General features: G+C 63.1%; 29 protein-coding genes. 20 read left to right on the top strand and 9 right to left on the bottom strand.

All coding sequences use genetic code 11. From position 1 onward, the window contains the following. The first annotated feature begins 160 nt into the window (after positions 1-160). From ABIB95_RS30260 to ABIB95_RS30245, 4 genes are all read left to right on the top strand, one after another. Positions 161-1,030 (top strand): alpha/beta fold hydrolase, encoded by an 870-nt coding sequence (locus ABIB95_RS30260; protein WP_354244742.1) that lies wholly within the window; start codon positions 161-163, stop codon positions 1,028-1,030. Between the two features lie 41 nt (positions 1,031-1,071). After that, complete coding sequence (locus ABIB95_RS30255; RefSeq protein WP_354244739.1) at positions 1,072-2,046, top strand: zinc-binding alcohol dehydrogenase family protein; 975 nt, start codon at positions 1,072-1,074, stop codon at positions 2,044-2,046. Between the two features lie 32 nt (positions 2,047-2,078). Further along, a complete protein-coding gene (locus ABIB95_RS30250) occupies positions 2,079-2,849 on the top strand; it encodes an SDR family oxidoreductase (protein WP_085403504.1) in 771 nt (256 codons plus the stop codon). 123 nt (positions 2,850-2,972) lie between these two features. Further along, positions 2,973-3,383 (top strand): DUF2000 family protein, encoded by a 411-nt coding sequence (locus tag ABIB95_RS30245; RefSeq protein ID WP_085403505.1) that lies wholly within the window; start codon positions 2,973-2,975, stop codon positions 3,381-3,383. 29 nt (positions 3,384-3,412) lie between these two features. Here ABIB95_RS30245 and ABIB95_RS30240 read toward each other — a convergent pair whose 3' ends face one another. The 4 genes from ABIB95_RS30240 to ABIB95_RS30225 are packed head-to-tail and all read right to left on the bottom strand — an operon-like array spanning position 3,413 to position 5,309. Further along, a complete protein-coding gene (locus ABIB95_RS30240) occupies positions 3,413-3,706 on the bottom strand; it encodes a hypothetical protein (protein WP_144030811.1) in 294 nt (97 codons plus the stop codon). After that, positions 3,672-3,938, bottom strand: a complete 267-nt coding sequence (locus ABIB95_RS30235) for a DUF6510 family protein (RefSeq protein ID WP_354244734.1) — start codon at positions 3,936-3,938, stop codon at positions 3,672-3,674. Before ABIB95_RS30235 ends, ABIB95_RS30240 begins: the two co-directional genes overlap by 35 nt. A 5-nt stretch (positions 3,939-3,943) precedes the next feature. After that, positions 3,944-4,705, bottom strand: a complete 762-nt coding sequence (locus ABIB95_RS30230) for a ferredoxin reductase (protein WP_354244731.1) — start codon at positions 4,703-4,705, stop codon at positions 3,944-3,946. Continuing rightward, positions 4,692-5,309 carry a sulfite oxidase-like oxidoreductase gene (locus tag ABIB95_RS30225; RefSeq protein WP_354244728.1) on the bottom strand — a complete coding sequence of 206 codons (618 nt, stop codon included), beginning with the start codon at positions 5,307-5,309 and terminating at the stop codon, positions 4,692-4,694. Before ABIB95_RS30225 ends, ABIB95_RS30230 begins: the two co-directional genes overlap by 14 nt. Before the next feature lie 222 nt (positions 5,310-5,531). Between ABIB95_RS30225 and ABIB95_RS30220 the strand changes: the two genes are divergently transcribed. The 13 genes from ABIB95_RS30220 (at position 5,532) to ABIB95_RS30160 (ending at position 16,034) form a co-directional block, all read left to right on the top strand. Next, complete coding sequence (locus ABIB95_RS30220; protein WP_354244725.1) at positions 5,532-7,070, top strand: amidase; 1,539 nt, start codon at positions 5,532-5,534, stop codon at positions 7,068-7,070. A gap of 246 nt (positions 7,071-7,316) precedes the next feature. Beyond that, a complete protein-coding gene (locus ABIB95_RS30215; RefSeq protein WP_208088991.1) occupies positions 7,317-7,925 on the top strand; it encodes a cytochrome P460 family protein in 609 nt (202 codons plus the stop codon). Between the two features lie 24 nt (positions 7,926-7,949). Beyond that, positions 7,950-8,531 (top strand): cytochrome P460 family protein, encoded by a 582-nt coding sequence (locus ABIB95_RS30210; RefSeq protein ID WP_354244720.1) that lies wholly within the window; start codon positions 7,950-7,952, stop codon positions 8,529-8,531. A gap of 62 nt (positions 8,532-8,593) precedes the next feature. After that, a complete protein-coding gene (locus ABIB95_RS30205; RefSeq protein ID WP_166105475.1) occupies positions 8,594-9,868 on the top strand; it encodes a beta-propeller fold lactonase family protein in 1,275 nt (424 codons plus the stop codon). A 111-nt stretch (positions 9,869-9,979) separates the two neighbouring features. Further along, positions 9,980-10,891: an urease accessory protein UreD gene (locus tag ABIB95_RS30200; protein WP_354244716.1), complete on the top strand. Its 912-nt coding sequence runs from the start codon at positions 9,980-9,982 to the stop codon at positions 10,889-10,891. Positions 10,892-10,917: 26 nt separating this feature from the next. Further along, positions 10,918-11,220: an urease subunit gamma gene (locus ABIB95_RS30195; protein WP_028148889.1), complete on the top strand. Its 303-nt coding sequence runs from the start codon at positions 10,918-10,920 to the stop codon at positions 11,218-11,220. A gap of 39 nt (positions 11,221-11,259) precedes the next feature. Next, entirely contained in the window at positions 11,260-11,805 is a 546-nt protein-coding gene (locus ABIB95_RS30190; RefSeq protein WP_354244714.1) for a HupE/UreJ family protein, read from the top strand. Further along, positions 11,802-12,140, top strand: a complete 339-nt coding sequence (locus ABIB95_RS30185) for an urease subunit beta (RefSeq protein WP_354244711.1) — start codon at positions 11,802-11,804, stop codon at positions 12,138-12,140. The genes ABIB95_RS30190 and ABIB95_RS30185 overlap by 4 nt, the downstream gene beginning before the upstream one ends. 12 nt (positions 12,141-12,152) lie before the next feature. After that, on the top strand, positions 12,153-13,856 hold the full coding sequence (ureC, locus tag ABIB95_RS30180; RefSeq protein ID WP_354244708.1) for an urease subunit alpha: 1,704 nt from the start codon (positions 12,153-12,155) through the stop codon (positions 13,854-13,856). 23 nt (positions 13,857-13,879) lie between these two features. Beyond that, positions 13,880-14,578, top strand: coding sequence for an urease accessory protein UreF (locus ABIB95_RS30175; RefSeq protein ID WP_354244705.1), 699 nt, complete (start codon positions 13,880-13,882; stop codon positions 14,576-14,578). Continuing rightward, complete coding sequence (gene ureG, locus ABIB95_RS30170) at positions 14,575-15,264, top strand: urease accessory protein UreG (RefSeq protein ID WP_354244702.1); 690 nt, start codon at positions 14,575-14,577, stop codon at positions 15,262-15,264. Before ABIB95_RS30175 ends, ureG begins: the two co-directional genes overlap by 4 nt. Then, entirely contained in the window at positions 15,261-15,572 is a 312-nt protein-coding gene (locus tag ABIB95_RS30165) for a chorismate mutase (RefSeq protein ID WP_063980899.1), read from the top strand. The genes ureG and ABIB95_RS30165 overlap by 4 nt, the downstream gene beginning before the upstream one ends. A 24-nt stretch (positions 15,573-15,596) precedes the next feature. Beyond that, on the top strand, positions 15,597-16,034 hold the full coding sequence (locus ABIB95_RS30160; protein WP_354244699.1) for a VirK family protein: 438 nt from the start codon (positions 15,597-15,599) through the stop codon (positions 16,032-16,034). A gap of 10 nt (positions 16,035-16,044) precedes the next feature. Here the strand turns inward: ABIB95_RS30160 and ABIB95_RS30155 are convergent, their stop codons facing one another. From ABIB95_RS30155 to ABIB95_RS30135, 5 genes are all read right to left on the bottom strand, one after another. Then, positions 16,045-16,398: a hypothetical protein gene (locus tag ABIB95_RS30155; protein WP_354244696.1), complete on the bottom strand. Its 354-nt coding sequence runs from the start codon at positions 16,396-16,398 to the stop codon at positions 16,045-16,047. 188 nt (positions 16,399-16,586) lie between these two features. Then, the gene (locus ABIB95_RS30150) at positions 16,587-17,366 is read right to left on the bottom strand and encodes a copper chaperone (protein ID WP_354244693.1); all 780 of its coding nucleotides are present in this window, start codon (positions 17,364-17,366) and stop codon (positions 16,587-16,589) included. Positions 17,367-17,375: 9 nt separating this feature from the next. After that, on the bottom strand, positions 17,376-18,908 hold the full coding sequence (locus ABIB95_RS30145; protein ID WP_166345407.1) for a tyrosinase family protein: 1,533 nt from the start codon (positions 18,906-18,908) through the stop codon (positions 17,376-17,378). A gap of 353 nt (positions 18,909-19,261) precedes the next feature. Next, positions 19,262-20,299, bottom strand: coding sequence for a thermonuclease family protein (locus ABIB95_RS30140; protein ID WP_166345404.1), 1,038 nt, complete (start codon positions 20,297-20,299; stop codon positions 19,262-19,264). A gap of 240 nt (positions 20,300-20,539) precedes the next feature. Next, the gene (locus tag ABIB95_RS30135; RefSeq protein ID WP_436856032.1) at positions 20,540-21,034 is read right to left on the bottom strand and encodes a hypothetical protein; all 495 of its coding nucleotides are present in this window, start codon (positions 21,032-21,034) and stop codon (positions 20,540-20,542) included. A 284-nt stretch (positions 21,035-21,318) separates the two neighbouring features. Here ABIB95_RS30135 and ABIB95_RS30130 point away from each other — a divergent pair, with 284 nt between their 5' ends. The 3 genes from ABIB95_RS30130 to ABIB95_RS30120 all read left to right on the top strand — a co-directional run bounded on the left by ABIB95_RS30130 (position 21,319) and on the right by ABIB95_RS30120 (position 26,465). Continuing rightward, positions 21,319-24,375, top strand: coding sequence for an ATP-binding protein (locus ABIB95_RS30130; protein WP_354244897.1), 3,057 nt, complete (start codon positions 21,319-21,321; stop codon positions 24,373-24,375). A gap of 339 nt (positions 24,376-24,714) precedes the next feature. Next, a complete protein-coding gene (locus ABIB95_RS30125; RefSeq protein ID WP_354244689.1) occupies positions 24,715-25,935 on the top strand; it encodes an OpgC domain-containing protein in 1,221 nt (406 codons plus the stop codon). Positions 25,936-25,976: 41 nt separating this feature from the next. Then, complete coding sequence (locus ABIB95_RS30120; RefSeq protein ID WP_208088978.1) at positions 25,977-26,465, top strand: DUF2059 domain-containing protein; 489 nt, start codon at positions 25,977-25,979, stop codon at positions 26,463-26,465. Positions 26,466-26,475 lie beyond the last annotated feature (10 nt).

The following is a 26,475-nucleotide window of genomic DNA, read 5'->3' as shown; positions in this document are numbered from 1 at the left end:
CAGAGCAGGCGACAGGCCGTCTCGTACGGGCAGAAATCCCCGGGGAGTCTGTAACCGGATCGTCCCGAGTCACGAATGTCCAGGTGAGACCGCCTCGGATCGGCTGCCATCGGAACATCGATTTCACCGGGCGCAACAGGTGTCGAGGGAGGGACCGCAGATGACGAGCATTCGATACCGCAAGGCGGACGTGGACGGACTGAACGTATTTTACCGGGAGGCTGGCCGGGCTGACGCGCCCGCCTTGCTGCTGCTGCACGGATTTCCGACCGCTGGCCACATGTTCCGCGAGTTGATCCCGGCGCTCTCGGATCGCTTCCGACTGGTGGCGCCGGATTTGCCTGGGTTCGGCCAGTCCGACATGCCGGCGCGCGAAAGCTTTGCCTATACGTTCGCCGCGTTGGCGCAGGTGATCGAACGGTTCACGGAAGTCATCGGACTTCCTCGCTTTTCGCTCTACGTCTTCGACTATGGCGCGCCGACGGGCTTTCGGATGGCTCTTCGACATCCCGAACGCATCGTTTCCATCATCTCGCAGAATGGCAATGCTTATGAGGAGGGATTGAGCGATGGCTGGAGCCCGATCCGGGCTTACTGGCAAGATGCATCGCAAGCGAATCGGGCGGTGCTGCGATCATTCCTTTCGCCGGAGACGACGGTCTGGCAATACACCCACGGGGTGCCTGACGCCTCCCTGATCTCCCCGGACGGATACACGCTCGACAACCATTATCTCGAGCGCCCTGGCGCGGACGAGATCCAGCTCGATCTTTTCGGCGACTACAGGACCAACGTCGCCATGTATCCGGAATTCCAGGCCTACTTCCGCAAGCACAAGCCGCCCTTCCTGGCAGTGTGGGGCAAGAACGATCCCTTTTTCCTGCCGGCGGGCGCGAAGGCGTTTCAGCGTGACATGCCGGGCGCCGAAGTGCGCTTCTTCGACACGGGGCACTTTGCGCTCGAGACTCATGCGCGGGAGATCGCAGCTTCGATCAGTGATTTTCTTGGCCAGCTGAATTCGAATAGGTAACCGCCGCTTCCCTCGCCGCGAGCAACGTCAGGAGAGCCATTATGCGCGCTATCGTTCTTGAAAAATTCGGTGGTTTGGACAGCCTCGTCTATCGGGATGTTCCGGAGCCGGAGCCGCAGCTTGGTCATGCCGTCATCGAGGTCAAGGGATTCGGCATCAATCATGCGGAAATGCACATGCGCCGGGGTGAATGGGCCGAAGCGGCGCCGATCAGCGGCATCGAATGCGTCGGTCGCGTGAAGTCGTGCCCGGGCGGAGAATTTCCGGTGGGCGCCAAGGTGGCCGCATTGATGGGCGGTCTCGGCCGGACCATCAATGGCAGCTACGCCGAATACACGCGTGCGCCGGTCTCGAATGTCGCATCGATCGATGCGGATTTGCCCTGGGCCGAGCTCGCAGCGATCCCCGAAACCTTCGCGACGGCATGGACCTGTCTCTTTCGAAATCTCGATCTCGAGAAAGGTCAGCTTCTCGTCATTCGCGGAGCGACGTCCTCGTTCGGTCAGGCCGCACTCAAGCTTGCGGTCAATGCCGGCGCGCGGGTCATCGCGACGACGCGCAGCCGGGAGCGCTTTGCCACGCTGGAGAAGCTCGGAGCCGCGCGGTGCGAAATTGAACGGCGCGATCTCTCGAAGCATCTGCCCGAGGCGAAGCAGGTCGACGCAGTCCTGGACCTCGTCGGCAACAGCGTCGTGCTCGACTCCCTCGCCATGCTTCGCCGCGGCGGCCGCTCCTGTCTCGCCGGCTGGCTCGGCGGGCTTGATCCGATTCCGGATTTCAACCCGCTGCTGCAGATGCCGAGCGGCGTCTACCTGACCTTCTTCGGTAGCTTCGTGTTCGGCACGCCCGGGTTCCCGCTCTCCGACGTGCCGCTGCGGGAAATCGCCGCCGACGCCGCAGCCGGCCGGCTGGACGTCAAGCCGGCGCGGGTCTTTCGCTTCGACGAGATTCGCGAGGCGCATCGCGTCATGGAGGCGAACGAGGCGGTCGGAAAGATGGTCGTCGTTCGCGACTGATATTTACAAGCTTGGTATTCGGGAGGGTTGATATGTCGAAATCAGTCGCGATCGTGACGGGTGCGAGCCAGGGAATCGGCCGGGCGACCGCGGTGCGCCTGGCGCGCGATTTCCCGGCGCTTGCCCTGGTCGCACGAAACCGCGCCAATCTCGAGGACACCGCAAAGGCGGTCAGGGCCGCCGGCGCCGGGGTGCTGGTGATCGACGCCGATCTGGCCGAACCTCGTGCCGCTCAATCTGTCGTCGACCAGACCTTGGCGGCGTTCGGCCGGATCGATGCCCTGCTCAATATCGCAGGCGCGGTACCTCAGGTCGATCTGTTCGAGACGACGGAGGCACAGTGGGACGCCGGACTGGCGTTGAAGCTGCATGGCGCCCGGCGGCTCACGATCGCCGCCTGGCCGTCGCTCATGGCCGCAAAGGGGGCGGTGGTGTTGATGTCGGGAAACTCGGCCTCTTTCCCCAAGGCGCCCTATGCCGCGGTCGGCACCATCAACGCTGCAATCGTCGCCTTGGCAAAGGCGTTCTCCGACAAGGGAATCAGCGATGGCGTCCAGGTCAACAGCGTCCTGCCGGGGCCGGTGATGACGGGCCGCCGCCGCTCCTACCTCGAGCACTGGGCGCCCCTGCACAACATGACCGTCGAGGAAGCCACGGCGAAGTTTCCCAAGGACGCCGGGATCGCGCGTTACGGCGAGCCGGAAGAGATCGCCGAGTTGATGGCGTTCCTCGTATCGCCCGGCGCGCGCTGGATGACCGGCTCGGCATTGCGGATGGACGGCGGCGAGGTGAAATCGATATAATCGGTTTGCACCCGAAGGGCGTCCGCGGAAGTGGCCCACTTGCAAAAGCGTTCGATGCGCGCAAGCATGGAGTAAGGGCTCTTTCGCTCTTCGCGAGCGCTGAGGAATAGCGATAAATCCGTCATGCAATTTGACACCAAGATCGCGGTCGTGGTCCGCACCGACCTTGAGCCGTGGCAGAAGCTGAACGTGGCCTCTTTCCTCGCCGGCGGGATCGCGGCGGCTTTTCCGGCCTGCATCGGCGACCCCTACGAAGACGGCTCCGGGACGAAATATCTGCCGCTGATCGGCCAGCCCATCCTGATCTATGGCGCCGACCGCGCGGCGCTGTCACGCGCGCTCGATCGCGCACTGTCTCGCGGGGTGACGCCCGGGCTCTATACCGAGGACATGTTCACGACCACTCACGATGCCGCCAACCGCGAAGTCGTGAAGGCCGTTTCCCGCACAGACCTGAATCTGGTTGGGATTTCCATGCGCGCCGAGCGCAAGGTGATCGACAAGATCGTCGACGGGTTGAAATTTCACGGCTGACGCTTCCCGATCTGCCCCGGCCGTCCTTTTCAGTCTTCGCCGGATCTGGCTCTGAGGAGCTCGTCGCGGCGCCTGATCAGAATCTCGAGCCGTGCGGCCTGATCGTCAATTCGCTGGCCGACAAGCTCTTCGCTCATCGCGGCGAGATGTGAGGCGGACTGTTCAATCAGCTCGCGAAGCTTCGCCGCCGTGGCGGCAATCTGGCGCTCGATTTCAGCGAGGTGGATGTCTTCACCGTGCATGGCGGGTCTTTGATTTCGGGGCTTGGCGGGCGATCGGGCGCGGCATTCAGAAGTACAGGTGCCGGGCACCGTGCATTTCAAGGACACATCCCCTCTGAGTGCGCGTCGCCTTCATCAGATCGCTTCCGCAATCGGCGCATTTGACGAGCGCCTCCAGCGGCCCGCCGTCGACGGCGAGAGAGCCAAGGCAGGACACGGTGTTGCATGCCGCGCACCGGATCTTCGTCAGGGTGATATCAAAGGCAAAGGCTTCTTGAAGCAAGTGCGTGCTGGGATCACCGCCAAGGATGAGGTCGGCGATGTTGTCTGCCATGGCGATCATGCTCCTGTTGGCCCGAAACGCTCGGTCCTTATGGCGAGAGGGTCGAAGCCGAGCTTCACGAGCATGTTCGAGATGCCTTCGACAAGCCCGGTCGGACCGCAAATGAAGAACGTGGGATTCTGCTCGCGCGTAAAGCTGTTCTCTGCGAGCAGCGCCTCGTTGACCCGTCCCCGATGTCCGTTCCAGTCGCTCGGATGCTCGCGGGTGAGCGCATAGACCAGGCGGAGGTCGCGATCGCCGCGAGCCATCGTATCGAGTTCATCCCGATACACGACGTCGGCAAGGCTGCGTGCCGAATAGATCAATGATGCCGGTATGCGTGCGAGCGACCTCCTGCGGTGGCGCAACATGGCCATCAAAGGCGTAATCCCGGTACCGCCCGCGACCAGGCAAATCGGTCCACCGCGCGTTTGGCTCCAGATGAAATGCCGCCCAATGGGTCCCCGAAATTCGAGAGCGTCGCCAACCCGCAATTCGTCGAGGAGATAGGAGGACACCTCTCCGTCCTCGACCCGTTCCACCGTGAGAGCGAGCAGTTCTTCTTCCGGAGGCGATGCGATCGAGTAGCTTCGTTCGGCTTGATAGCCGTCATCGGCGGTGAGACGGATGTCGACGTGCTGGCCGGGCCAGTGCCCGGACCAGTTGGCCGGCTGCAGGATGATGCTCTTCACCCGGCTTGTCTCAGTCACGATGGCCTGCACGCGACCGGTCTGCCACGCGATGCTGGGCTGCTGCAGAGGCGCATCAGTCGCCGTCATAGCGCTGCTCCCGCCAGGGATCGCCATAATTGTGATAACCACGCGATTCCCAGAACCCGGGCTCGTCCTTGGGCATGAAGCGGAGCCTTCGCAGCCACTTTGCGCTCTTCCAGAAGTAGAGATGCGGCACCAGGAGTCGCGCGGGGCCGCCGTGCGCCGGGGCGAGCGGCAGGCCCTCATAGCGGGTCGCGATCATCGCCTTTCCCGCGACCAGGTCGGCCACCGGAAGGTTCGTCGTGTATCCGCCGTCGCAATGCGCCATGACATGGGCGTCCGGGGGCTCGCTCACCCCGACCACCCTAAGAAGATCGTCGAAGCTGACGCCCTGCCAGACCGTGCTGAGCTTCGTCCATTTGGTGACGCAGTGAATGTCGACCGTGATCGTGGTCTGGGGCAGTGCCTCGAATTCGTCCCAGGTCCATTTCCCCAGCAACGAGCCGCCGAATTGAAGCGCAATCTTCCAGTCGGCGACACGGGTCTCCGGCGTGGGTCCGGCGGACAGCACCGGGAAGTCGGTCGTCAGATACTGACCCGGTGGCAGCCGGGCGGCTTCGGGCGTCTGTCGTTTGGATTTGAAGCCGCGAGAAACGGGAGGTCGGTCCATGGAAGCGTGCCCTTGTGCGGTGACGCGCAGGATGTCCCAACGCGCGTCGGCGTAACCTGCAGCCCACGTCAGCGCACATGAACCCTGAGCGATGCCTTGTCGATGGCCGTCGCGGCGAATGCATCAAGATTGCGAAAGACGAAGCAATCACGGCTGCGCAGGCAAGAACTGTTTCAATGTCAAATGCGGCTTCGTCCTGAAGTGGTTCAGAAGGAGGAGACGATGTCGAGCGTGAGCCGGTCCTTGCATTCCGACGAACTCGCTTACCTCACCGCGCACGAACTGGCAGCTCGCATCCGGCGGCGTGATCTGTCGCCGGTTGACGTGGTCGATGCGTTCATCCGGCGCATCGAAGCGCGCAACCCGAGCCTGAATGCGCTGGTCTATCTCGATTTCGACGGCGCCCGCACGAGAGCGAAAGAGGCCGAGCGCGCATTGGTCGCCGGCGAGTCGTGGGGCCCACTGCACGGCATCCCGTCGGCGCTCAAGGATCTGTTCGACTTCAAGCCGGGCTGGCCTGCGAGCCTGGGCGGCATCCGCGCGCTCAAGCACCACGTCGTGAACGGTTACTGCGTGTTCTGCGAGCGCATGGAGAAGCGTGGCGGTGCCGTGTTCCTCGGCAAGACCAACAGCCCTCTCATGGGATTCCGGGGCACCTGCGACAACTACCTGTTTGGTCCCACGCGCAACCCGTTCAATCTTGCCAAGAACACGGGTGGCTCATCCGGAGGAAGCGCCGCGGCGGTCGCCGACGGACTGCTACCCATTGCAGAAGGTACGGACGCCGGCGGCTCGATACGAATCCCCTCCGCCTGGTGTGGAGTGTATGGCTACAAGGCGTCGTTCGGACGCGTGCCGTTCCTCGTGCGTCCCAACGCGTTCGGCGTGGCCGACTCTCCGTTCCTGTTCGAAGGGCCCATCACGCGGACGGTCGAAGATGCCGCCATCGCGCTGAACGTACTTGCCGGTCCTGATCCGCGAGATCCCTTCAGCCTGATCGAGCCGCCCGTCGATTTCACCGCGGCGACCCGTCGTTCGATCCGGGGCCTCAAGATTGCCTATAGTCCGGATCTGGACGTCTTTCCGGTCGACGGAAAAGTCGCGGCGACGGTCCGCCGCGCGGTACAGGCGTTCGAGGAAGCCGGTGCTCACGTCGAGGAGGTGAAGCTCGGCATCGTTCGCTCGCAACGGGAGCTGAGCGACGTCTGGTCGCGTCTCTACATGCTTCTGAACCTGCAGGCGATCGAGAACATGAAGCGCGACGGCATCGATTTGTTCGGCGAGCATCGCGACGACTTTCCGCCTGAATACATGGATTGGGTCGAGAAGACCAATCGCATGTCGGGGCTCGATTTCTTCCGCGACCAGGCCGTCCGGTCGGAGGTCTACGATGCCTTTCAGAACGTCCTTGAAAGATTCGATCTGTTGGTCACGCCGACCGTCGCGTGCCCGCCGGTCGACAACGCCAGCGACGGCAACACGATTGGACCGAAGTCGATCAATGGTGTCGAGATAGATCCTTTGATCGGATGGGCGCTGACCTACTTCGTCAACTTTACGGGCCATCCGGCAGCCTCAATTCCAGCAGGTCTGTCCGACGGGCTTCCGGTCGGGATGCAGATCATAGGTCGGCGAAACGCCGACTTCGACGTGCTGGCCGCGAGCGCGGCTTTCGAGCGGCTTCGTCCCTGGCAGGATAATTACCGGATCTGCCGCGAGCGCTCCCTGAGCGCGGCCCCGCTTTCAGACCCCACCCGCTGACCTTGCACCCTCTCGGTCGTTTCCATGGTCGTCCGCGCCGCGATCGCGGTGCCGATTGGGCTGTGCGTCTTGCTTCCGAAGCGTGAACCCCTTCACCGATCGCAGGTTCGGCACGGAATGCATCAAGATGGCCAAAGCGGAAGCAATCCCCAGCGCGCAGGATCTTCCGCGACTGGCTAAGTCATCTCTCGACAGGTCAATCGTGCCGGCGCCTCGCGCGTTCGGCCGCAGTCGCGGGAGAAGACAATGCGTGTGAGAGTCCAGGCAGCAGCGGCGGTCATCGTAGGCAGTGCGGTCGCAACGATCCTGTTCTTCGGATCGCTCAAGGATAGCAATGCCCAGAGCAATACGCGCTATCTGCCGGAATATACCGCAGACGGGCAGTTGCTCCTGCCGAAGAATTTCCACGAGTGGGTCTATGTCGGCTCGCCGCTGACGCCGAATGCCCTCAACGGCGGACAGGCGAACTTCCCGGAATTCCACAACGTCTATATCGAGCCGGGCTCGTACGCGATCTACAAGAAGACCGGCGAATTCCCCGAGGGGACGATCCTGTTCAAGGAGCTGCAGCTGACGTTGCCGCAGGAAAATGCCGATGGCTCGCGAACGGAAGCGTCGGGACGCGGCTACTTCCCGGGCAAGTGGAACGGCGCCGACGTGACCGTCAAGGACTCGAAGCGCTTCGCCGACACCAATGGGTGGGGCTATTTCAACTTCAATCACCACGAACCGAAGGCGCCGACGGCCAAGGTGAAGTCGAAGGACGAGTGCGCCTACTGCCATATCGCCAACGCCAAGAAGGACGAGGTCTGGACCCAGTTCTACCCGCTGCTGGACAACAAGGACGCGCGGTGACCGCGTGATCGGCGGAAGATCGGCATGAAAATCCTCAAAGCCGCCTGTGTCGCCGTCGTCGTGATCCTTGGGATCGCGGTCGCGGTCAGGCAGTCACAGCTGCGGGCGAACGCGGCGGACGGCGTTTCGACCGGTGCGAGTGTCGCCGACCGCGACGGGCATCTGCACGTGCCCGATGACTATCGTACGACCTATCAGATCCTCGGAAGCTGGGCGATTGCGGCAGACGACACTCACGGCTCGAAGGAGCTTCACGTCGTGTACGCCTCGCCCGGAGTGATCGACGCCTATCGGAAGGACAAGCGCTTCCCGGACGGAGCGGTGCTGGTCAAGGAGGTGTTCAAGGCGGCGACCTCTGAAATGACGACCGGTACCGTCAGCCGCGCCGATGCTTTGAAGGGGTGGTTCGTGATGGTGAAGGACTCCGCGAACCGTCACCCGGAGAGCGCGCTGTGGGGCGACGGCTGGGGATGGTCCTGGTTCGACGCTGGCGATCGCTCAAAAACGACGACGACGAACTACAGGGCGCAATGCCAGGCGTGCCATGTGCCCGTGCGGGCGTCCGACTGGGTTTACATCCATGGATACCCTCCGTTGAAGCCATAGCGATGGTGCAGGTCACCGAAAGTCATTCGATTTACCAAAGCCAATCATCAAAGGAGCGAGAGATGGCTAAAGAGGCGACGACGAGCGAGATGGGAATGTCGAAGGGGCAGACTGGCCATCTCTATATCCAGACCAACGAGATCGATAACGCCATTATTCACTACACGCGGCAGGCGGACGGCAAGCTGGCCGAGGTCGCGCGTATCAAGACGGGCGGCGCCGGCTCCGGTGAATTCAAGCCGATCAGCGGCCAGGACAGCGCGCCCAACTCTTACGAGGGTGCAGGAAGCGTCATCATTACATCCGATCGGCGCTTTTTGTTTGCGACCAATGGCGGAGACAATTCCGTTTCGAGCTTCCGCCTGGAGAGCGACGGTCGTCTCACGCTGCTCGACGTGAAGTCGACCGGCAACCCGGTCGAGGGCAGGAGCGGCACGGCCAAATCGCTGGCTTTCGCTCCGTCGACGCGCACCCTCTTCGTGCTGCACGCGTTCGGACCGGATCACCTTCGGCTGATGTCGGTCGATGCCGAAGGCATGCTCAAGACGCGGCCCGAGCGATACACGGTGAATACGTACAGCAAGCGGAATCGTGTCTCCACCATGGTCGTGGTCTCGCCCAACGAGGAGCTTGTGCTTGTCGGCACCACTTTCGATGAGCCGATCGCGCTCACCGGCTTGTATCCCGACGGCTCGCCGATTCTCTGGGTCCAGCGCGCCGGCGGCGCGTTGCACTCGATCGCGTCGAATGCACCGGATCCGGACGGCCTTGCCGTGTTCGCCCTGCAAAAGGACGGCTCGCTCGGCACGGCCAGGTTCTACGACGCGAAGGGCGGTTCTCCGTTCTACATCGCGTTCCTGAATCAGCGTCCGAATACGTTCGTGATCGGCTATGCCGTCGGTGACGGATGCTCCATCTGCACCATCGAGAAGAACGGCTCGATCGAGATCGGCCCGCTCGTCAAGATCGACACCAGCGCGGGCCTTCCGTCCGAGCTGTGCTGGCTGGCCGTCGCGCCCGATGATCGCACGATCTATGCGACGAACTTCGGCTACAGCAACATCAGCAGCTACCGCATCAATGGTGGCGGCCTGGAGATTGCGTGCGATCCGGCGTGCCCGAAGGTTCCCGGCGACGGCACCGCGAGGGGATTGAACGGGACCGTGACGAGCGGTCCCAGCGATAGCTGGATCTCGCCGGACGGCGCCTATCTCTATCAGATCTACGGCAACGCCTCGAAGCTGGTCAGCTACAGCACCCAGCCGGACGGTTCGCTGAAGGAGATCGGCAGCGTCAAGATCCCGTACAACGGCTCCCAGGGTCTTGCGGGTTTCTGATCCCGGTTTCGCGACATGAGGTCCGGGCGTGGCCGGCATTGCCGTTCCGCGCCCGGCCTCTCCCTCGCCGATATGCGAGACACACACGGTCAATCATGAGCCCCGAGACGGATGTTTGAAGCACTTCACGAGCGCTCTCGCGGGACATCCGCGGCTCATCCCGGCCAACCGGGCGAAGGGCAGGGCGCCACGGAAAAATTCGATCTGCAGCGCGCTGCCGGGGAGGCTCGCGTGGTGTTCTCCGGTGCCGCAAACGGCACGGAGATCATCGACGTCTATCAGAAGTTTCCGATGGCCGTTGCCTTCCCGAATGTCGACGATCGTCGGCGCAAGGAGGCGGTCCTCATCAATACCTCGGGCGGTGTCGCAGGTGGCGACGAGATCAGGATCGAGGTAGTCGCTCAAGGCAACGCGTCGGTCGCGGTGACCACGCAGGCCGCGGAGAAGGTCTATCGGGCGCTGGATCGGCCTGCCCGAATCCGGACGCGGTTGAGGGCTGAGGGAAATGCCCGGCTTGCGTGGCTTCCGCAAGAGACGATCGTCTTCAACCAGGCGCGCATCGCGCGACAGACCGAGATCGATGTGAGCTCGGGCACCGAATTGATTGCCCTCGAGTGGCTGGTTCTTGGCCGCATCGAAAGCGGCGAGGAGGTTCTTGCCGGACATATCCTGGACAGTTGGCGCGTCAGGGTCGACGGCCGTCTGGTGTGGGCGGATGGCTTCCTCGCCTCCGACCAGGCGCTCCTGCAGCTTCGGAAGACGGCGCTGCTCTCGAACTGGAAGGCGATCGCGACAATGATCTATTTCGGTCCGGGTCTCGAGGCCCGGCTCGAGAGATTGCGCGAGATCGGTGCGTCGCTGGAATGCGCGTGCGGCGTCACGATCGTGGGCGCGATCATCGTGGTCCGGGTCGCCGCGATTGCAAGCGTGGATCTCAGGCGAGGTCTGCGCCGCTTCCTCGATCAACTCGACCATGAGCTCGGATCCGGTCCCTTCGGAGTGCCGAAGATGTGGTCCTGTTAGCAGCGCGGCCAAGTGGGAGGAGCATCTTGAATCTGACGCCACGGGAACGAGACAAGCTGATGATAGCCCTCGCCGCGATCGTTGCGCGCGGCCGGCTCGCGCGAGGCGTCAAGCTGAATTATCCCGAAAGCATCGCATTGATTTCGGATGCCATCATGGAAGGCGCCCGCGACGGACGATCGGTCGCGGATCTGATGTCCGAAGGTGGCCGGCTGCTGCGCCGCGACCAGGTCATGGAGGGCATCCCGGAAATGATCCGCGAGATCCAGGTGGAGGCGACGTTTCCGGACGGGACCAAGCTTGTCCCGGTGCACAACCCGATCCGATAGGAGCTGATGATGCGTATCATCCCGATTTGCGTCGCCGCGTTGAGCCTGCTTGCGGCGCCGGCCTTCGCTCATCCCATTCCGGGCGCGGGCAGCTCGTTCGACGCCGGTCTCGTCCATCCGTTCAGCGGCGCGGATCATCTGATTGCGATCACCTTGGTGGGAACGTGGAGCGCGCTCGTGGGCGGATCCGCGAGAGCGGTGTGGCCGCTGACCTTTCTGATCGCGATGCTGGGCGGCTTCGTCGCGGCAAGCGCGGGACTTCAGATGGGCTTTGTGGAGGCGGCGATCAGCCTCTCGGTGGTGGCACTGGGAGCGTTCGTTGCGTTCGAATTCAGGATGCCCGTCATGCTGGGCGCGGCGGCCGTCGGCCTGTTCGCGTTCTTCCATGGTCACGCCCACGGAACTGAAGCCGCCTCGATGCTTGTTCCCTACCTGATCGGCTTCACGACGGCGACCGCCGCTCTTCTCCTGACCGGCATGGTCATCGGGTTCTCGGGAGGAAACGCGGCCAGACGAAGTTTGCTTCGCGCGGCGGGCGTATGCGCCGGCCTTGTCGGGCTGCTGCTGCTTGGAGGCGTGGCATGATTCCCGGTGAGGTCATTCCGGCCGACGGCGACATCGTCCTGAACGGGGACAGGACCGGACCATCGATTGCCGTAGCCAACACCGGCGATCGGCCGGTCCAGGTGGGCAGCCATTATCACTTCGCCGAAGTGAACGCCGCACTCGCGTTCGATCGATCCCTTGCCCGTGGGTGCCGCCTCGATATCCCGGCCGGGACGGCCGTGCGGTTCGAGCCGGGCCAGTCGCGCGAGGTCTCATTGATCCCGTTTGCCGGAGCGCGACGCATCTACGGCTTCAGCGGCGGCGTGATGGGACCTCTGGAATCAGGCACCGATGCGTCCGGCTCCAACGAATAAGGTGAGGAAGACATGTCCCACACGATGAGCCGCGCGGCCTATGCGCAGATGTTCGGCCCCACGGTCGGCGACAAGGTGCGCCTGGCGGACACCGATCTGTTCATCGAGCCCGAGAGGGACCTCACGATCTATGGCGAGGAGGTCAAGTTCGGCGGCGGCAAGGTTATCCGCGACGGCATGGGACAATCGCAGCTCACGCGTGCGCAGGGGGCGGTCGATACGGTCATTACCAACGCGCTGATCCTCGATCACTGGGGAATCGTCAAGGCCGACATCGCGATCAGGGACGGGCTCATTGCCGCCATCGGCAAGGCGGGCAACCCCGACATCCAGCCGGGCATCTCGATCATCATTGGGCCGGGGACGGAAATCATCGCGGGTGAGGGCAAGATCATCACCGCCGGCGGAATGGATACGCACATTCACTTCATCTGCCCGCAGCAGATCGACGAGGCGCTCTTCTCGGGCGTCACGACCATGATGGGTGGTGGGACCGGACCCGCCGCAGGGACGACGGCGACGACCTGTACGCCGGGGCCATGGCACATCCATCGGATGCTCGAGGCGCTGGATGGGTTCCCGATGAACTTCGGCATTTTCGGCAAAGGCAATGCGAGCCTACCCGCGGGCCTGGTCGAGCAGATCGAAGCCGGCGCGTGCGGCCTGAAGCTGCACGAGGACTGGGGCGCAACGCCCGCATCGATCGACTGCTGCCTCTCTGTCGCGGACGACATGGACGTGCAGGTCATGATCCACACCGATTCCCTGAACGAAGGCGGGTTCGTCGAGCGCACGATCGCCGCGTTCAAGGGCAGGACCATCCATGCGGCCCATACGGAAGGGGCCGGCGGCGGGCATGCGCCTGATATCATCAAGGTCTGCGGCGAGAGCAACGTCATTCCAGCCTCGACAAATCCCACGCGCCCCTACACCGCGAACACGCTCGACGAAGCACTCGACATGCTGATGGTGACCCACCATCTGGACCGCCGCATTCCGGAGGATGTCGCCTTCGCGGAAAGCCGCATACGAAAGGAGACGATCGCCGCAGAGGACATCCTGCACGATCTCGGCGCGTTCTCGATCGTGTCGTCGGATAGCCAGGCGATGGGGCGGGTCGGCGAGGTGATCACCCGGACGTGGCAGACCGCCGACAAGATGAAGAAGCAGTTCGGGCGGTTACCGGAGGAGACCGAGCAGAACGACAATTTCAGGGCGCGGCGCTACGTCGCGAAATACACGATCAATCCGGCCATCGTGCAGGGAATGTCACGCCATGTCGGTTCGGTCGAGGTCGGGAAGCTCGCGGACATCGTGGTCTGGGATCCGGCGTTCTTCGGGATCAAGCCCGACATGGTCTTGAAATCAGGAATGATCGTCGCCGCGATCATGGGCGACCCCAATGCATCGATACCGACGCCTCAGCCGGAATATTACCGGCCGATGTTCGGGGCCTTTGGTCGTTCTCCCGGCAGAAATTCCGTGACCTTCGTCAGTCAGGCCTCGCTCGAAACGACGAGACAGCTGGGCCTGGCAAAGCAACTCCTGCCGGTCTCGAACACGCGATCGATCGGCAAGCATTCCATGATCCTCAACGACGCGCTGCCCCTCATGGAGGTCGATCCCGAAACCTACGAGGTGCGGGCCGACGGACGGCTGCTCACGTGTCCGCCGGTGAATGTGGTCCCGATGGCGCAGCGCTATTTCATGTACTGACGCGTTGCCGGCATGGTGGTGCGATGACAGACCAGACTTATGGACAGAAGGCGCTGGCGTTCCTGAGGCTGCAGAGCTGGCTCTCGCCGTCGTTCCCGAACGGGGCCTACAGCTACTCGCACGGACTGGAGTGGGCGGTAGAGGCCGGCTATGTCTCCGATCGGCGCAGCCTGATCGAATGGCTCGAGGCCGACCTTTGTTACGGCTCCGGCCGGAACGAAGCGATCTTCTTCAGCGAAGCCTACAGGTGCGTGGCCGAGGGCGCCGAGGACCAGCTGCCGGAGCTGGCCGAACTCGCCGCCGCCTCCCGCGGCACATCCGAATTCGTGCTCGAATCCGCCCAGCAATCGTCGGCGTGCCTTACGACCCTTCGCAGCGTCTGGCCGGATCGAATTCTGGACATGTTCTCCGACCCGAAATGTCCGCCGGTGCTGGCTGTCCTGCTCGGAGCGCGAGCGGCGCGCGAGCGGATTGCCGTCGAAATCGCGCTGCCGGCGTTCCTGCACAGCTACATCGCCAATCTGGTGAGCGCGGGCGTGCGATTGGTGCCTCTCGGTCAAACCGATGGTCAGCTCGCCATCGCGGCGCTCGAGCTGCCGATCCTGTCGCGCAGTGAAATCGCAAGCCGTGAGACGGTCGACGATCTCGGTTCGGCGGGCCTGATGGTTGAGCTCGCGTCCATCGCACACGAGCTCCAATATACGAGGTTGTTTCGGTCATGAAGACGATTGAACGCGAGAGCAGGTCTCTCCGCACACCCGGCATTCCGGCAACCAACGGGCCGCTACGCGTCGGCATCGGCGGTCCGGTCGGCTCCGGAAAGACGGCGCTGGTCGAGGCGCTGTGCAAGCACCTGCGCGATTTCTACGAGATCTACGTCATCACCAACGACATCTACACCAAGGAGGATCAGCTCATTCTGACGCGTGCGCAGGCATTGGCGGCAGAGCGCATCATGGGGGTGGAAACGGGCGGCTGTCCGCATACGGCCATCCGGGAGGACGCCTCGATGAACCTGGCGGCGATCCACGAAATGAACCTGGAGTTTCCGGACGCGGAGCTTTGCTTCGTCGAGTCGGGTGGCGACAATCTCGCCGCCACCTTCAGCCCGGAGCTTGCGGACCTGACCGTCTACGTGATCGACGTCGCCGCCGGAGAGAAGATTCCGCGCAAGGGAGGACCGGGGATCATGCGATCCGATCTGCTGGTGATCAACAAGATCGACCTGGCTCCCATGGTGGGCGCGAACCTGGAGATCATGGAAGCGGACGCGCGGCGGATGCGAGGCGCGCGACCGTTCATCTTCTCCAATCTGAAGAGTGGCCAAGGTGTCGACGAGATCGCGGGCTTCATTCTGCAGAAGGGCGGGTTGTCCGCCGCGGCGCTGCCTGGAGGTGCCGATCGATGACGGATGATGACCAGGAGTTTGCCGGCGATCTCGCCAGGCTGCGCCGCAGCATCGACAATCTGGATGCAGCGATGGTGCACCTGCTCGCAGAACGCTTTCGCTGTACTGATGCGATCGGAGAGCTCAAGGCCAGGCATGGACTGGAATCCCGGGATCCCAGACGCGAAGCGGCGCAATTGAAGCGGCTTCGCATCCTCGCCGCACAGAGCGGGCTCGATCCGGATTTCACCCGGAAGCTGCATGCCCTGGTCGTTCGAGAGGTCATCACCAATCATGAGGCGGTGAAGTTCGAGTCGGGAGCCGGCTAGAGCCTCAATCCCTGGGAGCCACATTTGTCGAATGATCTGCGCAACTGCGCTGCCGCTCTGGCGATCGTAGCAAGCTTCTGGACGCACCCCGCGATCGCGGACGAACCCGGAAATGCCGACTATGCGGCGCTGAACAAGGCGATCGTCGACGGCAAGGAATTTCGCATGCTCGTCGACCTTTCAGCCTGTCAAGTTCGCGGCACGGGCGCGGCGGGACCTCCGGTCAAGGCGAGCATGCGGTTTGACGGATACATGATCCAGCCTGACGGGACGATCGCTTTCGCGACGACCCATTTCACGGTGAGACCGGACAAGGCGGTCAGGGAATTCCTGTCGTTCAGGGTGCACCCAAACGGCAGGATCGAAGCGCGCACGATGATCCTGGATGCCGTCAATGACGCCGTTCTCAAGGATACGGCATTCGATTGCGAGATTGGAAAAGGCGCGACATTCCACTGGTGATGCGCGGTCGTTACGCGGACTGGTCGACCAGACTGCCGGGCTGCTGGCCCTTCTTCTCCAACTCCTTTTCGATGGCGTCCCGGATCTTCTGCTCCACCGCCGCTCTCTGGTCCGGGGTCATGTTGGCGAGGTCGGCCTCGCTGAGATTCATGCTCTTCAGAATGCCGGCCCGCATACGGTCGAAGGGATTCATCTTCGCGTATTTCAGGAACTCCTGCACGACGCTGCTGTCGCCCGATGCGCCATCTTCGCTTGCTTGCGAGAGCCCGCCATTGTCGGTCACCGGCGGCTTCGATGCACCGGTCGCTGAGCCGGCTTTTGCAGGCTGGTAGCCGAAGATTGATGCTCCTGGCGTGACTTGCATGTTCGGCCCCTCAAGACGATCGCGAAGGGCAAGCAACGTGCGTGCCAGATCCTTTCATTGGATTTTCCGATGTTTCCGGGGTCGCGCTCATCGGCAGCTTGAAAAAATTGCCGGTGCGGCGGTGTCGCCGGCAAAGTTTGCCCGGTCGCCTGCGGGAATCGCGTCGTCGCGCGTGCCGTCGGCACCGATCAGGTTGCCTTCACTCCGGCGCTCTCCGAGCGTCGCCAAAGGCCGAGCCTGAACCATAGCAGCCTGGCGGCGGTCGATGGCCATCGCAACTCCCAGGCCGGGCGCCGCGGTTTGTCCAGGCGCTCGGCAATCAGGAATGCACTGGTCGCGGCCATCGCCGGCAAATGCCCGCCTTGCGTCGCCAACGGAACGAGCATCAGCGCCCAGCAGGCTCCGCAACACCAGATACCCTGGATGACGCCATATCCGAGAGCAGCGAAGTCGGCCCTGATCCCATACGCCGCCAGCGGCGGCTGGTCGTGGCAGTGGTTCAGGCAGATCTGTTTCACGGGGGAGAATTGCCAGACCAGGACGAGCGATCCCGCCAATGCGATCGTGACGATCGATGATGATTGCATCAGTTGCAGCGCCAGCACGGCCAGTACGATGGGAACGCCATAGGCAGCCCAGATGGACCAGTATCCGATCATGAAGAGCGCCATCGACCGCATGCGTCGACGCGGCAGGCTTCGCGCACGCACGTGCCCAAGAGCGCCCGCGAGCATCGGCGTCATCATCGCCGCGACCATCAGCATCCATTCGCCGGCGAGTGTTGTCGGCGAATAGAACGTCATGGCAAGGGCGAGCTGATCGAGCGACAGTGCCGGCCAGACATCGCTGTTGCAGAAGGCGACGAGCCTGCGCTGGTCCGACAACGCCACGACGGCCGCCCACGCGGCGGCTGCCGCGACGGTGAGCGGAATACGGATTTGCAGACGCTCGTAGGCCGCGGGCGTCATGAGCGGCCGTCAATCGCCCTGTCGGACGATGCTGATGCGGCCGACACTCACGTCGGCCGACTGCTGCACCGGCGCGACGGCCTGGAGACGAACGCCGACCTTTGCGGGATCGGCATTGCCCGAACCGGCGAACTCCGAATAGGGCTTGGTGATGTTCAGCGCGTACGACAAGCCGTCTCCCGCGTGCCCGGTATCGCTCTCCGTCGCCTTGGTGATGCCGAAGAGCCCGATGCTCCCGACCTGCCGCTCGAAGGACGGCGCGCCGTCCTTCCCCGCAAACTGCAGATACACCTGCAGCACGGTGGCGTCGGAATATCCGCGCACATTCTCCAGATTGAGAAAGACCTGCTCCGCGCGCGCCCCGGGCGCGGGGCCCGCAGCCAGCCTGGCGGCAACTTTCGTATGCGTACGCGCATCGAGTTGCACGGAGGTCTCGGCACCTTTCCCTGCGACGGGAAGCGATTGGGCATTGGCGCCAAGCACCTCAACTGTTGCTCCAGTCGATCTCGCCATCGCGACCGCTCCGGATGATGTCGCTGTCCTGCCGGCGACGGCCGCCAATGGCGCGCCTGCCGGCGAGAAATCGCTGTAAGTATAGCCCACCCCGGCAAAGTCCGACATCTGTTCCGGCGTGTACTCCCACGGCGAGCCGTCGGGGAGAGGAACGACAAATTTATGCTGGCCGAGGCTGGCAGGTCCCTTCTTCCAGCTGGCTTCTTCCGGATCCGTGTTCTGGGAATCGCTCTGCCTCCAGCTTTGCCACAGCCGATCGATATTCGCGTGGTGCAGCCAGAAGATGGGATCCAGACCGGCCGTCACCGGTGACGACATCAGTCCCGGCAATGGCCTCGTGCTCGCCTCCGGGAACATCTTCTCGCCGCCGACAAGGCCGTGAACCTGGTCGTGCGGTTGACTTTCGATGTCGCCATGCTTGGTGCCGCCGTGCTCGAAGCCGGTGTCGATGCCACCGAAGCCGCGGTCGCCGCCACTTGCCACACCGGTGAACTCGTGAACGTCCATCGCATCCAGGTTCACGGCATCGAGCGGGACGAAGACCTTGCCGGGCTTCGACGGATCGCCGGGTCCCCACCGCTGTTCAATGAAGAGGGGATTGTTGCCTGTGCCGTCTGGCCAGTCCGGGCTGCCGAATGCCGGCGGCAAGCCATCCTGACCGGGTTTGAAGTAGTTCCAGTAGGGCAAGGTCCAGTCAGGCGGCCCGCCGAGCGTCACGACGGTCGAACGAATGAGCTTCTCAAATCCGATCAGATAGCCGCGGTGCCACGGCAGAAAATACCAGCTGCCGTGCTGACATTGCTGCCAGAACTCGTCGAAGTCGGCCTGGGCAGGAACTTGCTCGGCAGGCGCCTTGTAGCCGTAGAACTCCCACAGGCCCTGATGATAGCCGTGCATGCCGGCCCAGAAGCGCCAGCTGGTTCGATCGTTGAGCGGCTTCGGCCTCAATGCGCCAACCGCGCGCGCGTACCAGAGAATCGGATCCGCCCAGTCGCCGCCAAGCTCCCACACGTTCTGTCGAACCAGCATGCCGTTCTCCTTGTCGCTTGACTGCGGCGCCGGCCGGCCGAGAGAACGGGCAGGCGGCTCCGCCGGATTGATCTTCCTCTCATCCACCAGCTCGCTTTGAGAGCCGGCCTCTTGGGTCACTCGGACTTCACCGAGGACGCTCCGCAATCGCCGCGACCAGGAAAATAGACGAAAAATCTATGGTTGTGTAGTGGCAGATTCTAACCGTTGGCGCGAGCGGTCTTTGATCGGCCGGCGTCGGCCGCCGGAAATGCCTGCAACGACAGGAGAATAGCGGCGCTTGAACGTGCGAGCTCACGGCCGGCAGCAATCTGCGACAAAACGCCGTTGATCCCGGTCGGCCGCGCGCGTCCTCAGAACGTCGTGATCGGCTTGCCGTCCGCCCCCACGAGACTCGACGGCGCCTCGCCGAACACCAGCCCCTCCGGCTGAAACTTGATCGTCTTGCCGCCCTCGACGAAGTCGGCGAAATTGCGCGGCGTGGCCGAGTGCACGCCGTTGGTCAGGAAGTCGTCGATCTCGTAGCAGGTGTCGGGCTTGCCGCCGGAGCCTTCGCCCAAGAATTTCTGGAAGGTCTGGCTCGTCACCTTCGCCTTCTTGCGCGCCGACCAGTTGGTGTAGCGGCGATAGAGCTTCGGCAGGATCACCGGGCCCTTGTCCGTCGCGAGCACGTCGGTCTCGTTCTTCCTGGGTTCGCGCAGGTCGAAGTCGAAAGCGGGAATCGTCTTGGCGAGATGCTTCCAGACCGGCAGCTTCTGCGCGCGTGCGGGCTTCGCGAGCGCGAGGAAGGCCTTGATCTCGTCGTCGTTCATCGAAGAGTAGAAGGTTGGATAGGCAAAGCCCTGTTCGACCAGCCAGTGGTTGATGTCGATGGTCTTGCCGGCGACCGTCACCTCGATGTCGCCGACCAGCCGGCCATAGGTGTCGAACACCTCGTTCGGCGCATCGACATGGGTGAACACGCGGCAGGCGAGCGTCGGCCCGCCGGCGCTGCTGAGGAAGTCATGCAGCGCCTTGCTCGTCGTCGCGCCCAGAAACTGCCGGTAGGGGTGTGTGACCTCGTGATAGGCCTGCCGCTTGGCGTCGCTCAGGCCCTTCTTCTCGGCGGCCGAGAGCGGCGAGGGCTGATAATGCAGCTCGGGCGCGTCGATGCCCTGAAGGCGAATGGTGAGCTTGCCGTTCTTGATCGGCGCCGACGCGGTCCGGCCCTTGACCTTGGCGCCCTCGAAGACGTGGGTCGGCTGGAACGGCACCGAATCGTTCTTGCGGAAGCGGATCGCGTCTGGGGCGACATTCACCACGACCTTGGTGGTGTCGGCGTCCGACCGGCCCTCCGGCCAGAACTGGCTGACATCGATGGTGCCTACGACCTCCAGCAGTCCAACGGGCATCGGGCGCTCCTGTCAAACGAACGCGGCGGTCGCCTCAAGCAGGCGACTCGCACGCGCACTGGCAGGTAGCGGATCATCTTCGTGCGACAGGCCCGTGACGGGGCGCGGCCGCGAGACAGTGCAACGCGGCCTTCGAGCGGAGCGGGCGGGGCATGATTGGTCCGTCGTGCAACGCATGCTGTGGCGACGACGGACCATCTTAGATTGGTGCGGAAGCCTCCGCGCTGCTCCCGCTCGGAATCAGGGTCGGTACGGACAGACCATCGTCAGGTGGAGCAGCGTCGGCGCCTGGTCCTCGCCGTTGTCGTATTCCCACTCCAGCCGGATTTCGTGCCGGTCGGCATAGGCGTCGCTCGCCGCGTGGGTGATGATGTTCGTCTTCATCGGGATCGGCGGCTCGGAATTGAAGCACTTCCGCACGCAGGCATCGAGCAGCGCGCATCGCGTCAGCGGGATCACGCCGGGCTCGTCCTTGGACAGCGGGACCGTATTCAACTGCGTGGTGAGGTCGACGCGAGCCCGTCCCTTCTCCTTGTGCCAGTACGCCGCGCTCCCGTCCGGCCATTTGTCCGCTGGCGTCAGGATCAGATGGTACTGGCCGTACTCCAGGGTCGGCACGTGGATGTCCGACGACGCCTTGAGGATGTCCACGCTCCTCTGCATATTTTCCAGAGGGAAATAATTGTCGTTCATCAAATCTTTGAATGAAGCCCCGGTGTAAGTTCTCGACCCCATCGTCTTTTCCCTCAATATGTCCTTGGCTTTGTGAAAATACATACAGCTCCGCGACGCCGGTTAGTTTTGCCAACCCGGCTTCGCCGAATATATGCCCCATCTTTGCTGGGATTTGCATAGGCTACCACTCAGGACTGTGTTTCGTCCAGATCGCCAACCGCACCGTGCTCCGCTAACGGCGATGGGCAAGTCCGATTGCTAAGCGGTTCTTGATAGGTATTCTTACCACGAGTTGCTCGCGGGCGCTGGACGACAGCGACGCCGCGATCCTTGAAGGCGCAGGAATGCATTGCTTCGCGTGCCAGTCGGCGATTGATTCGGACGATAGCTGGTGCTCCAAGTGTGGGGCGGCGGTACGTCGGCGTGCTGATCCCGACAGCGAGCGGCGGTTTGTGACAATTCTCCGAGCCGACGTCATCGACTCCACAGGGCTTGTTGCCGAATTGGAGCCGGAGGAGGCCGTCTCACGCCTGGAACCAGCGCTGGCGGCCATGAGGGGCGCGGTACGCCAGTTTGGCGGCATCGTCAGCAAGGAGTTGGGGGACGGCTTGGCCGCTGTCTTTGGTGCCCCGATCGCCGACGACAACCATGCTCCGCTGGCCTGCCATGCGGCCATCGAGCTTGTCCGGCGGGTCGGCAGTCTTGGCGATCCCGGACTTCAGGTTCGGGTCGGCCTCCATTCGGGGCACGTCGTCGCCTATATGGTCGCCAGCGAGTTTTCCAAGGTCTACGAGATCGGAGGAGCCGCTCAGCATCTTGCCGCGAGGCTGGAGGCCGCGGCCGAGGCCAATCAGATCTACGTGTCGGAGGCCTGCCAGAAACTCGCGGATGGACATGTCCGATTCGAAGCCTTGGGTCGCAAGGTGCTGCGCGGTTTCAACGAGCCGCTGCCGGTCTACCGTGTCGTCGGAGCGAGCGACCTTTCAAGCTGGCGGGTGCGACGAGCGCGGAGCGTTTCGCGGTTTGTCGATCGCACGACTGAGCGGGCCCTTTTGGCACGTGCCGCGGAGAGGTCCAGTGCAAGCCGGCAGACGGTCCTGCTGATCGGCGATGCAGGCATCGGAAAATCGCGGCTCGCGCATGAGTTCGCCCAGGAGCTCAAGGCCGATGGCTGGCGGCTGATTGACGCCGAGTGTAGTCCGAACCTTCAGGGCGTGCCGTTCAGCGCGCTCAAGCGCGCCATACTTTCGATCTTCGAAGTTGCCGCCAGAGATTCGGATAGTCTGGTCGACATCCGAAAGGAGTTGCCGGCAATCCATCAGCTCGCGATCGATTCCATATTGGATATTCCGGTCGCGGATCATCGCTGGAGTGAGCTGGAGCCTTACGCGCGCGCGCGTGCCATTTCCGATGCAAGTTGCGCCATCGTGCAAAGCCTGGCCTTTCAACAGCGTACGGTTCTTCTCATCGAGGACCTGCACTGGATCGACCGAGCCAGCGATGCGGTTGTTGCTGCAATCGCGTCGTTACAGAGTCCCAACCTGATAGTTTTTCTCACGAGCAGGCCGAACGGCATGCCCGAGTGGATCGCACGCTGCCATGCGGAAGTGATTGCAATGCGCCCCCTGGATGACGATTCGGGATTGGCCATGTTGGCCGATATGCTCGGACCGTCGGCGATGAACACCGATTTGAAGAACCGGATCATCTCTCATACTGCCAACGTTCCTCTATTTCTCGAGGAAGTCTGCCGTGGACTGAAAGATAGTGGCACGCTTCGCGGTCAGTGGGGTGACCTTGCGCTCGTTCGACCTATTGACGAGCTCGGCATCCCTACCAGCATTCAGGGGGTGATTGCGGCGCGGCTCGATCGTGTCTCAAGGCAGGAGCGCTCGGTTCTCCAAATAGCGGCGGCGCTGGGGCCGCGCTCAAGCGTGATGATGCTGAGGAACGTCGCCGCGCTGCCCGAAGACATTCTCCAGGATTGCCTCGGAGCGCTCGACCGAGCCGAGATCCTCGTCAGGATCGATAGTGAACTTGAGGACTCGATCGAGTTCCAGCACGAGATGGTCCGCCAAGTGACCTACGAGTCGATGGTCGAAAAGGTGCGCGAGAATATACATGGGCGAATACTTGCGGCCTTCGAAAGCGACGAGACATGGAGCGACGGTCCTGACACGCTTTGCTACCACGCGATGCGCGCGAAGGATTGGCTGAAAGCGTTCGGGTACGGGAGAGGTGCCGCGCAGAAATGTCTTGTGCGCTCGGCGTATGCCGATGCGGTCGACTATTTCGGGATCGCTATGAGTTCGCTCGACAAGATGCCGATGACTCTCTCGCGGGAGGCAGATGCAATTGACCTCCGGATGGAGGCGCGAATGGCATTCATCTGGTCTGGTCAGGTTGCCGAGTGGATCGATCTCGGAAAAGAGGCCGAACGCCGGGCTAGTGGAATTGACGACATCGGAAGAAAGGTCGCCGCCATGACCGTCATGGCGGGTGGACAGAATTTCTACGGAACGCCAACTGAAGCGGTTGCGCTCGGCCAGGAGGTCGTTGGCCTCGCCGAGAAGTCAGGCAACCCGGGTTGGCGCAACCTTGCACAATACAATCTGGGACAGGCCTATTTTCTCGCCGGTCGATATCGCGAAGCGGAGCAGATGTTGGCGCAAGGCCGCGCTAATCTCATGGGACCCGAAGCGAGCGCGCCGTTTGCGACTCCCCCAAAATACACACTGCTCCTCTGCTGCATGATGAAGAGCTTCACCCACACCGTCATGGGCGAACTCGCCGCCGCCGAGCAGTTCCAGCAACAAGCTTCGGCGATCGCGGAAGAGACCAACCGCCCCTACGACCGCGTCGCCGCCGCCTATAGCGGCGGCTGGCTGATGCTCGGGCGCAACGAGCCGGCCGCGGCCGCTGCCATTCTCGAAGACGGTTTTGTGCTGGCGCAGAAGCACGGCATCCGGCTGTTCGTGCCGGTGCTCGCCTGTCACCTCGGCATGGCCTATCTGGAGCAGGGGCTGTTCGACCGGGCGCGCGGCATGCTGGCCGAGGCGCGCGAGGAGGCGAAGGCGGTCGGCTATACCTCGGCGGTGCTGCGCAGCTCGATCTACCTTGCGCTCGCCACCTGGCGCCTCGGCGATGTCCAGGCCGCGCAGAACATGCTGCGCGAGGCGCGCAACACCGCCCGCCAGCAGGGGTTCTCCGGCCTCGAGGCCGAGGCCCTGTTCGGCGAGGCCGTGGTGACGCCGCCGACGGATGCGGCGAACAAGGCCGCGATCATCGTCGCCTTGCGCGCGGCCATCGCGATCGCCTCCGAGAGCGGCGCGCTGCCGCTCCAGCACAAGGCCGAGGCGATGCTGACCGAGATGCTTGCCCGGGGCGGCGAGCTGACCTGACCCTGCTCCCTCCCTGGCGTGCGATCGTACCGCCGGGCTGATTTTTTGCCCGACGGGCCGTTTGAGTTTCGCAGGCAAAGCAAGGACTTAAGAGACCGTCTCTACTGTGCATGGGGTTGTTTTCGACATTTTAGAGGGAGGACCACCACCTCCAGCCGGCGCCGTTCAAGGTCTCATGACTTGCCGGACGCGGTCTGTGCGCCCCGATGACGAAGCCCCTTGCACGGACGCCAAGGTCGGCTACCGTCGGCACTAGCCGCAGGGTCAGGTGACTTTTGATTTACAGTTTTTAGCATCCGATTCTGCGGCGGCGCGACGCTCACCGGACGAGGCGGGGCCATGATCACACGGGACCAGTCAGCTTTGTTGGCGCCGGTCGAGCGCGATTTGCGGCTCGATCTCTTCCGCGGCGTCGGGTTGTGGATGATCTTCCTCGATCACATCCCGCACGACGTTGTGGCCTGGCTGACCTTGCGCAACTACGGCTTCAGTGACGCCGCCGAGTTCTTCGTCTTCATCTCCGGCTATCTGGTCGGCTGGATCTACGGGCCGATTGTCGCCGGCGGCTGGTTTCTCGCCGCGCTGAAGCGGCTGTGGCGGCGCGCGGGCGAGATGTACGTTGCCCACATCATGCTGTTCCTGCTGTTCACTGCGCAGATCGCGCGCACGGTCAGGAGGTTCGACAACCCGATGTATGCGGACGAGTTCAACGTTCACAATTTTCTCGACCATCCAGACATCCTGATAGGTCAGGCGCTCTCGCTGCGCTACAAACCGGTCAATCTCGACGTGCTACCGCTCTACATCACGCTGGTGCTCGCCGCGCCCTTCATCGTGTGGGGCCTGGTGCGCCGGCCGAACCTGACGCTGGCGGCCTCCGTGGTGTTGTATGTGTTGGCGCGCCGGTTCGACTGGAACATCGCCTCCTATCCGCCGGGCACGACCTGGTACTTCAATCCGTTCTGCTGGCAGCTGATGTTCGTGTTCGCCGCCTGGTGTGGCGTCGGCCAGATCGACAAGATCGCAACATGGGTGTGGTCGAAGGCGGCGATGACGCTGGCCGCGGCCTGGCTCGCCTTCGCGCTGCTGATCGTGATGACCTGGCACATCCCTGCGCTCGAGGCGCTGATCCCGAAATGGATGATCAAGGCGATCTACCCGATCGACAAGACCGATCTCGACATGCTGCGCTTCACGCACTTTCTGGCGCTGGCGGTCTGGGTGATCTATTTCATCCCGCGCCACTGGAAGGCGTTGCATTCGAAATGGGTGCACCCGGTCATCCTCTGCGGCCAGCATTCGCTGCCGATCTTTTGCCTCAGCGTGTTCCTGTCGTTCTCGGCGCATTGGATCCTGATGCAATTCACCAGGGGCGTCTGGGAGCAACTCGCCGTCTCATTCGCCGGCTTCGTCATCATGTTCGGGGCGGCGTGGCTGCTCAACCGCGCCGAGCGGGTGCCCAGCCTCTTCGTCAAGGTGACGGATGTCGACGACGAGCGGGAGGCCGCCGGCGAAGGCGCGCCGGTAACGATCATCGGCGCGGCTCCGGCTCGCCGCTGAGAGCACATCGCGTCGCCGGGACGATTTTTCGGGAGAGATGCATGTCGAGATTTTTGTTGACGATTGCCGGCGCCCTCCTGCTCCTTGTCTGCAACGCGTCGGCGCAAGGGCCGTCGCCCGAGGCGATGGATGCTGCACGAAAACTCGTCGCCACGCTGAAGATCGCAGATCAGTATCGCGCGGCGCTCCCGCAGCTCCTGCTCAAGCTGAGACCCGTGGTCGCACAGGACCGGCCTGAGATCGAGCGCGATTATGACGCAATGACGGCGCCGGGCTCCGACATCTACGCGCCGTTCTTTGCCTCGATGATCGACCAGATCGCCGCGCTCTATGCCCAAAACTTCACCGTCGACGAGCTGCGCCAGATCGAGGCGTTCTATGCCCAGCCTGCTGGCCGGAAGTTTATGGAAAAGTCCGATGCGCTGGCGCAGGCGAGCGCGCAGATCGGCCAGGACGTCAGCCAGAAGGCCGCAGATGAACTAAAGCTGCGCCTCATCGAGGCGCTGCGCCAGAAAGCGCACAAGCCGTAGACCGTCATGC

Origin of the sequence: Bradyrhizobium sp. LA2.1 (assembly GCF_040547725.1) — a bacterium.
In the GTDB taxonomy this organism is placed as follows: Bacteria; Pseudomonadota; Alphaproteobacteria; order Rhizobiales; family Xanthobacteraceae; genus Bradyrhizobium; species Bradyrhizobium barranii.
This window is presented reverse-complemented; position numbering and strand designations above follow the sequence as displayed.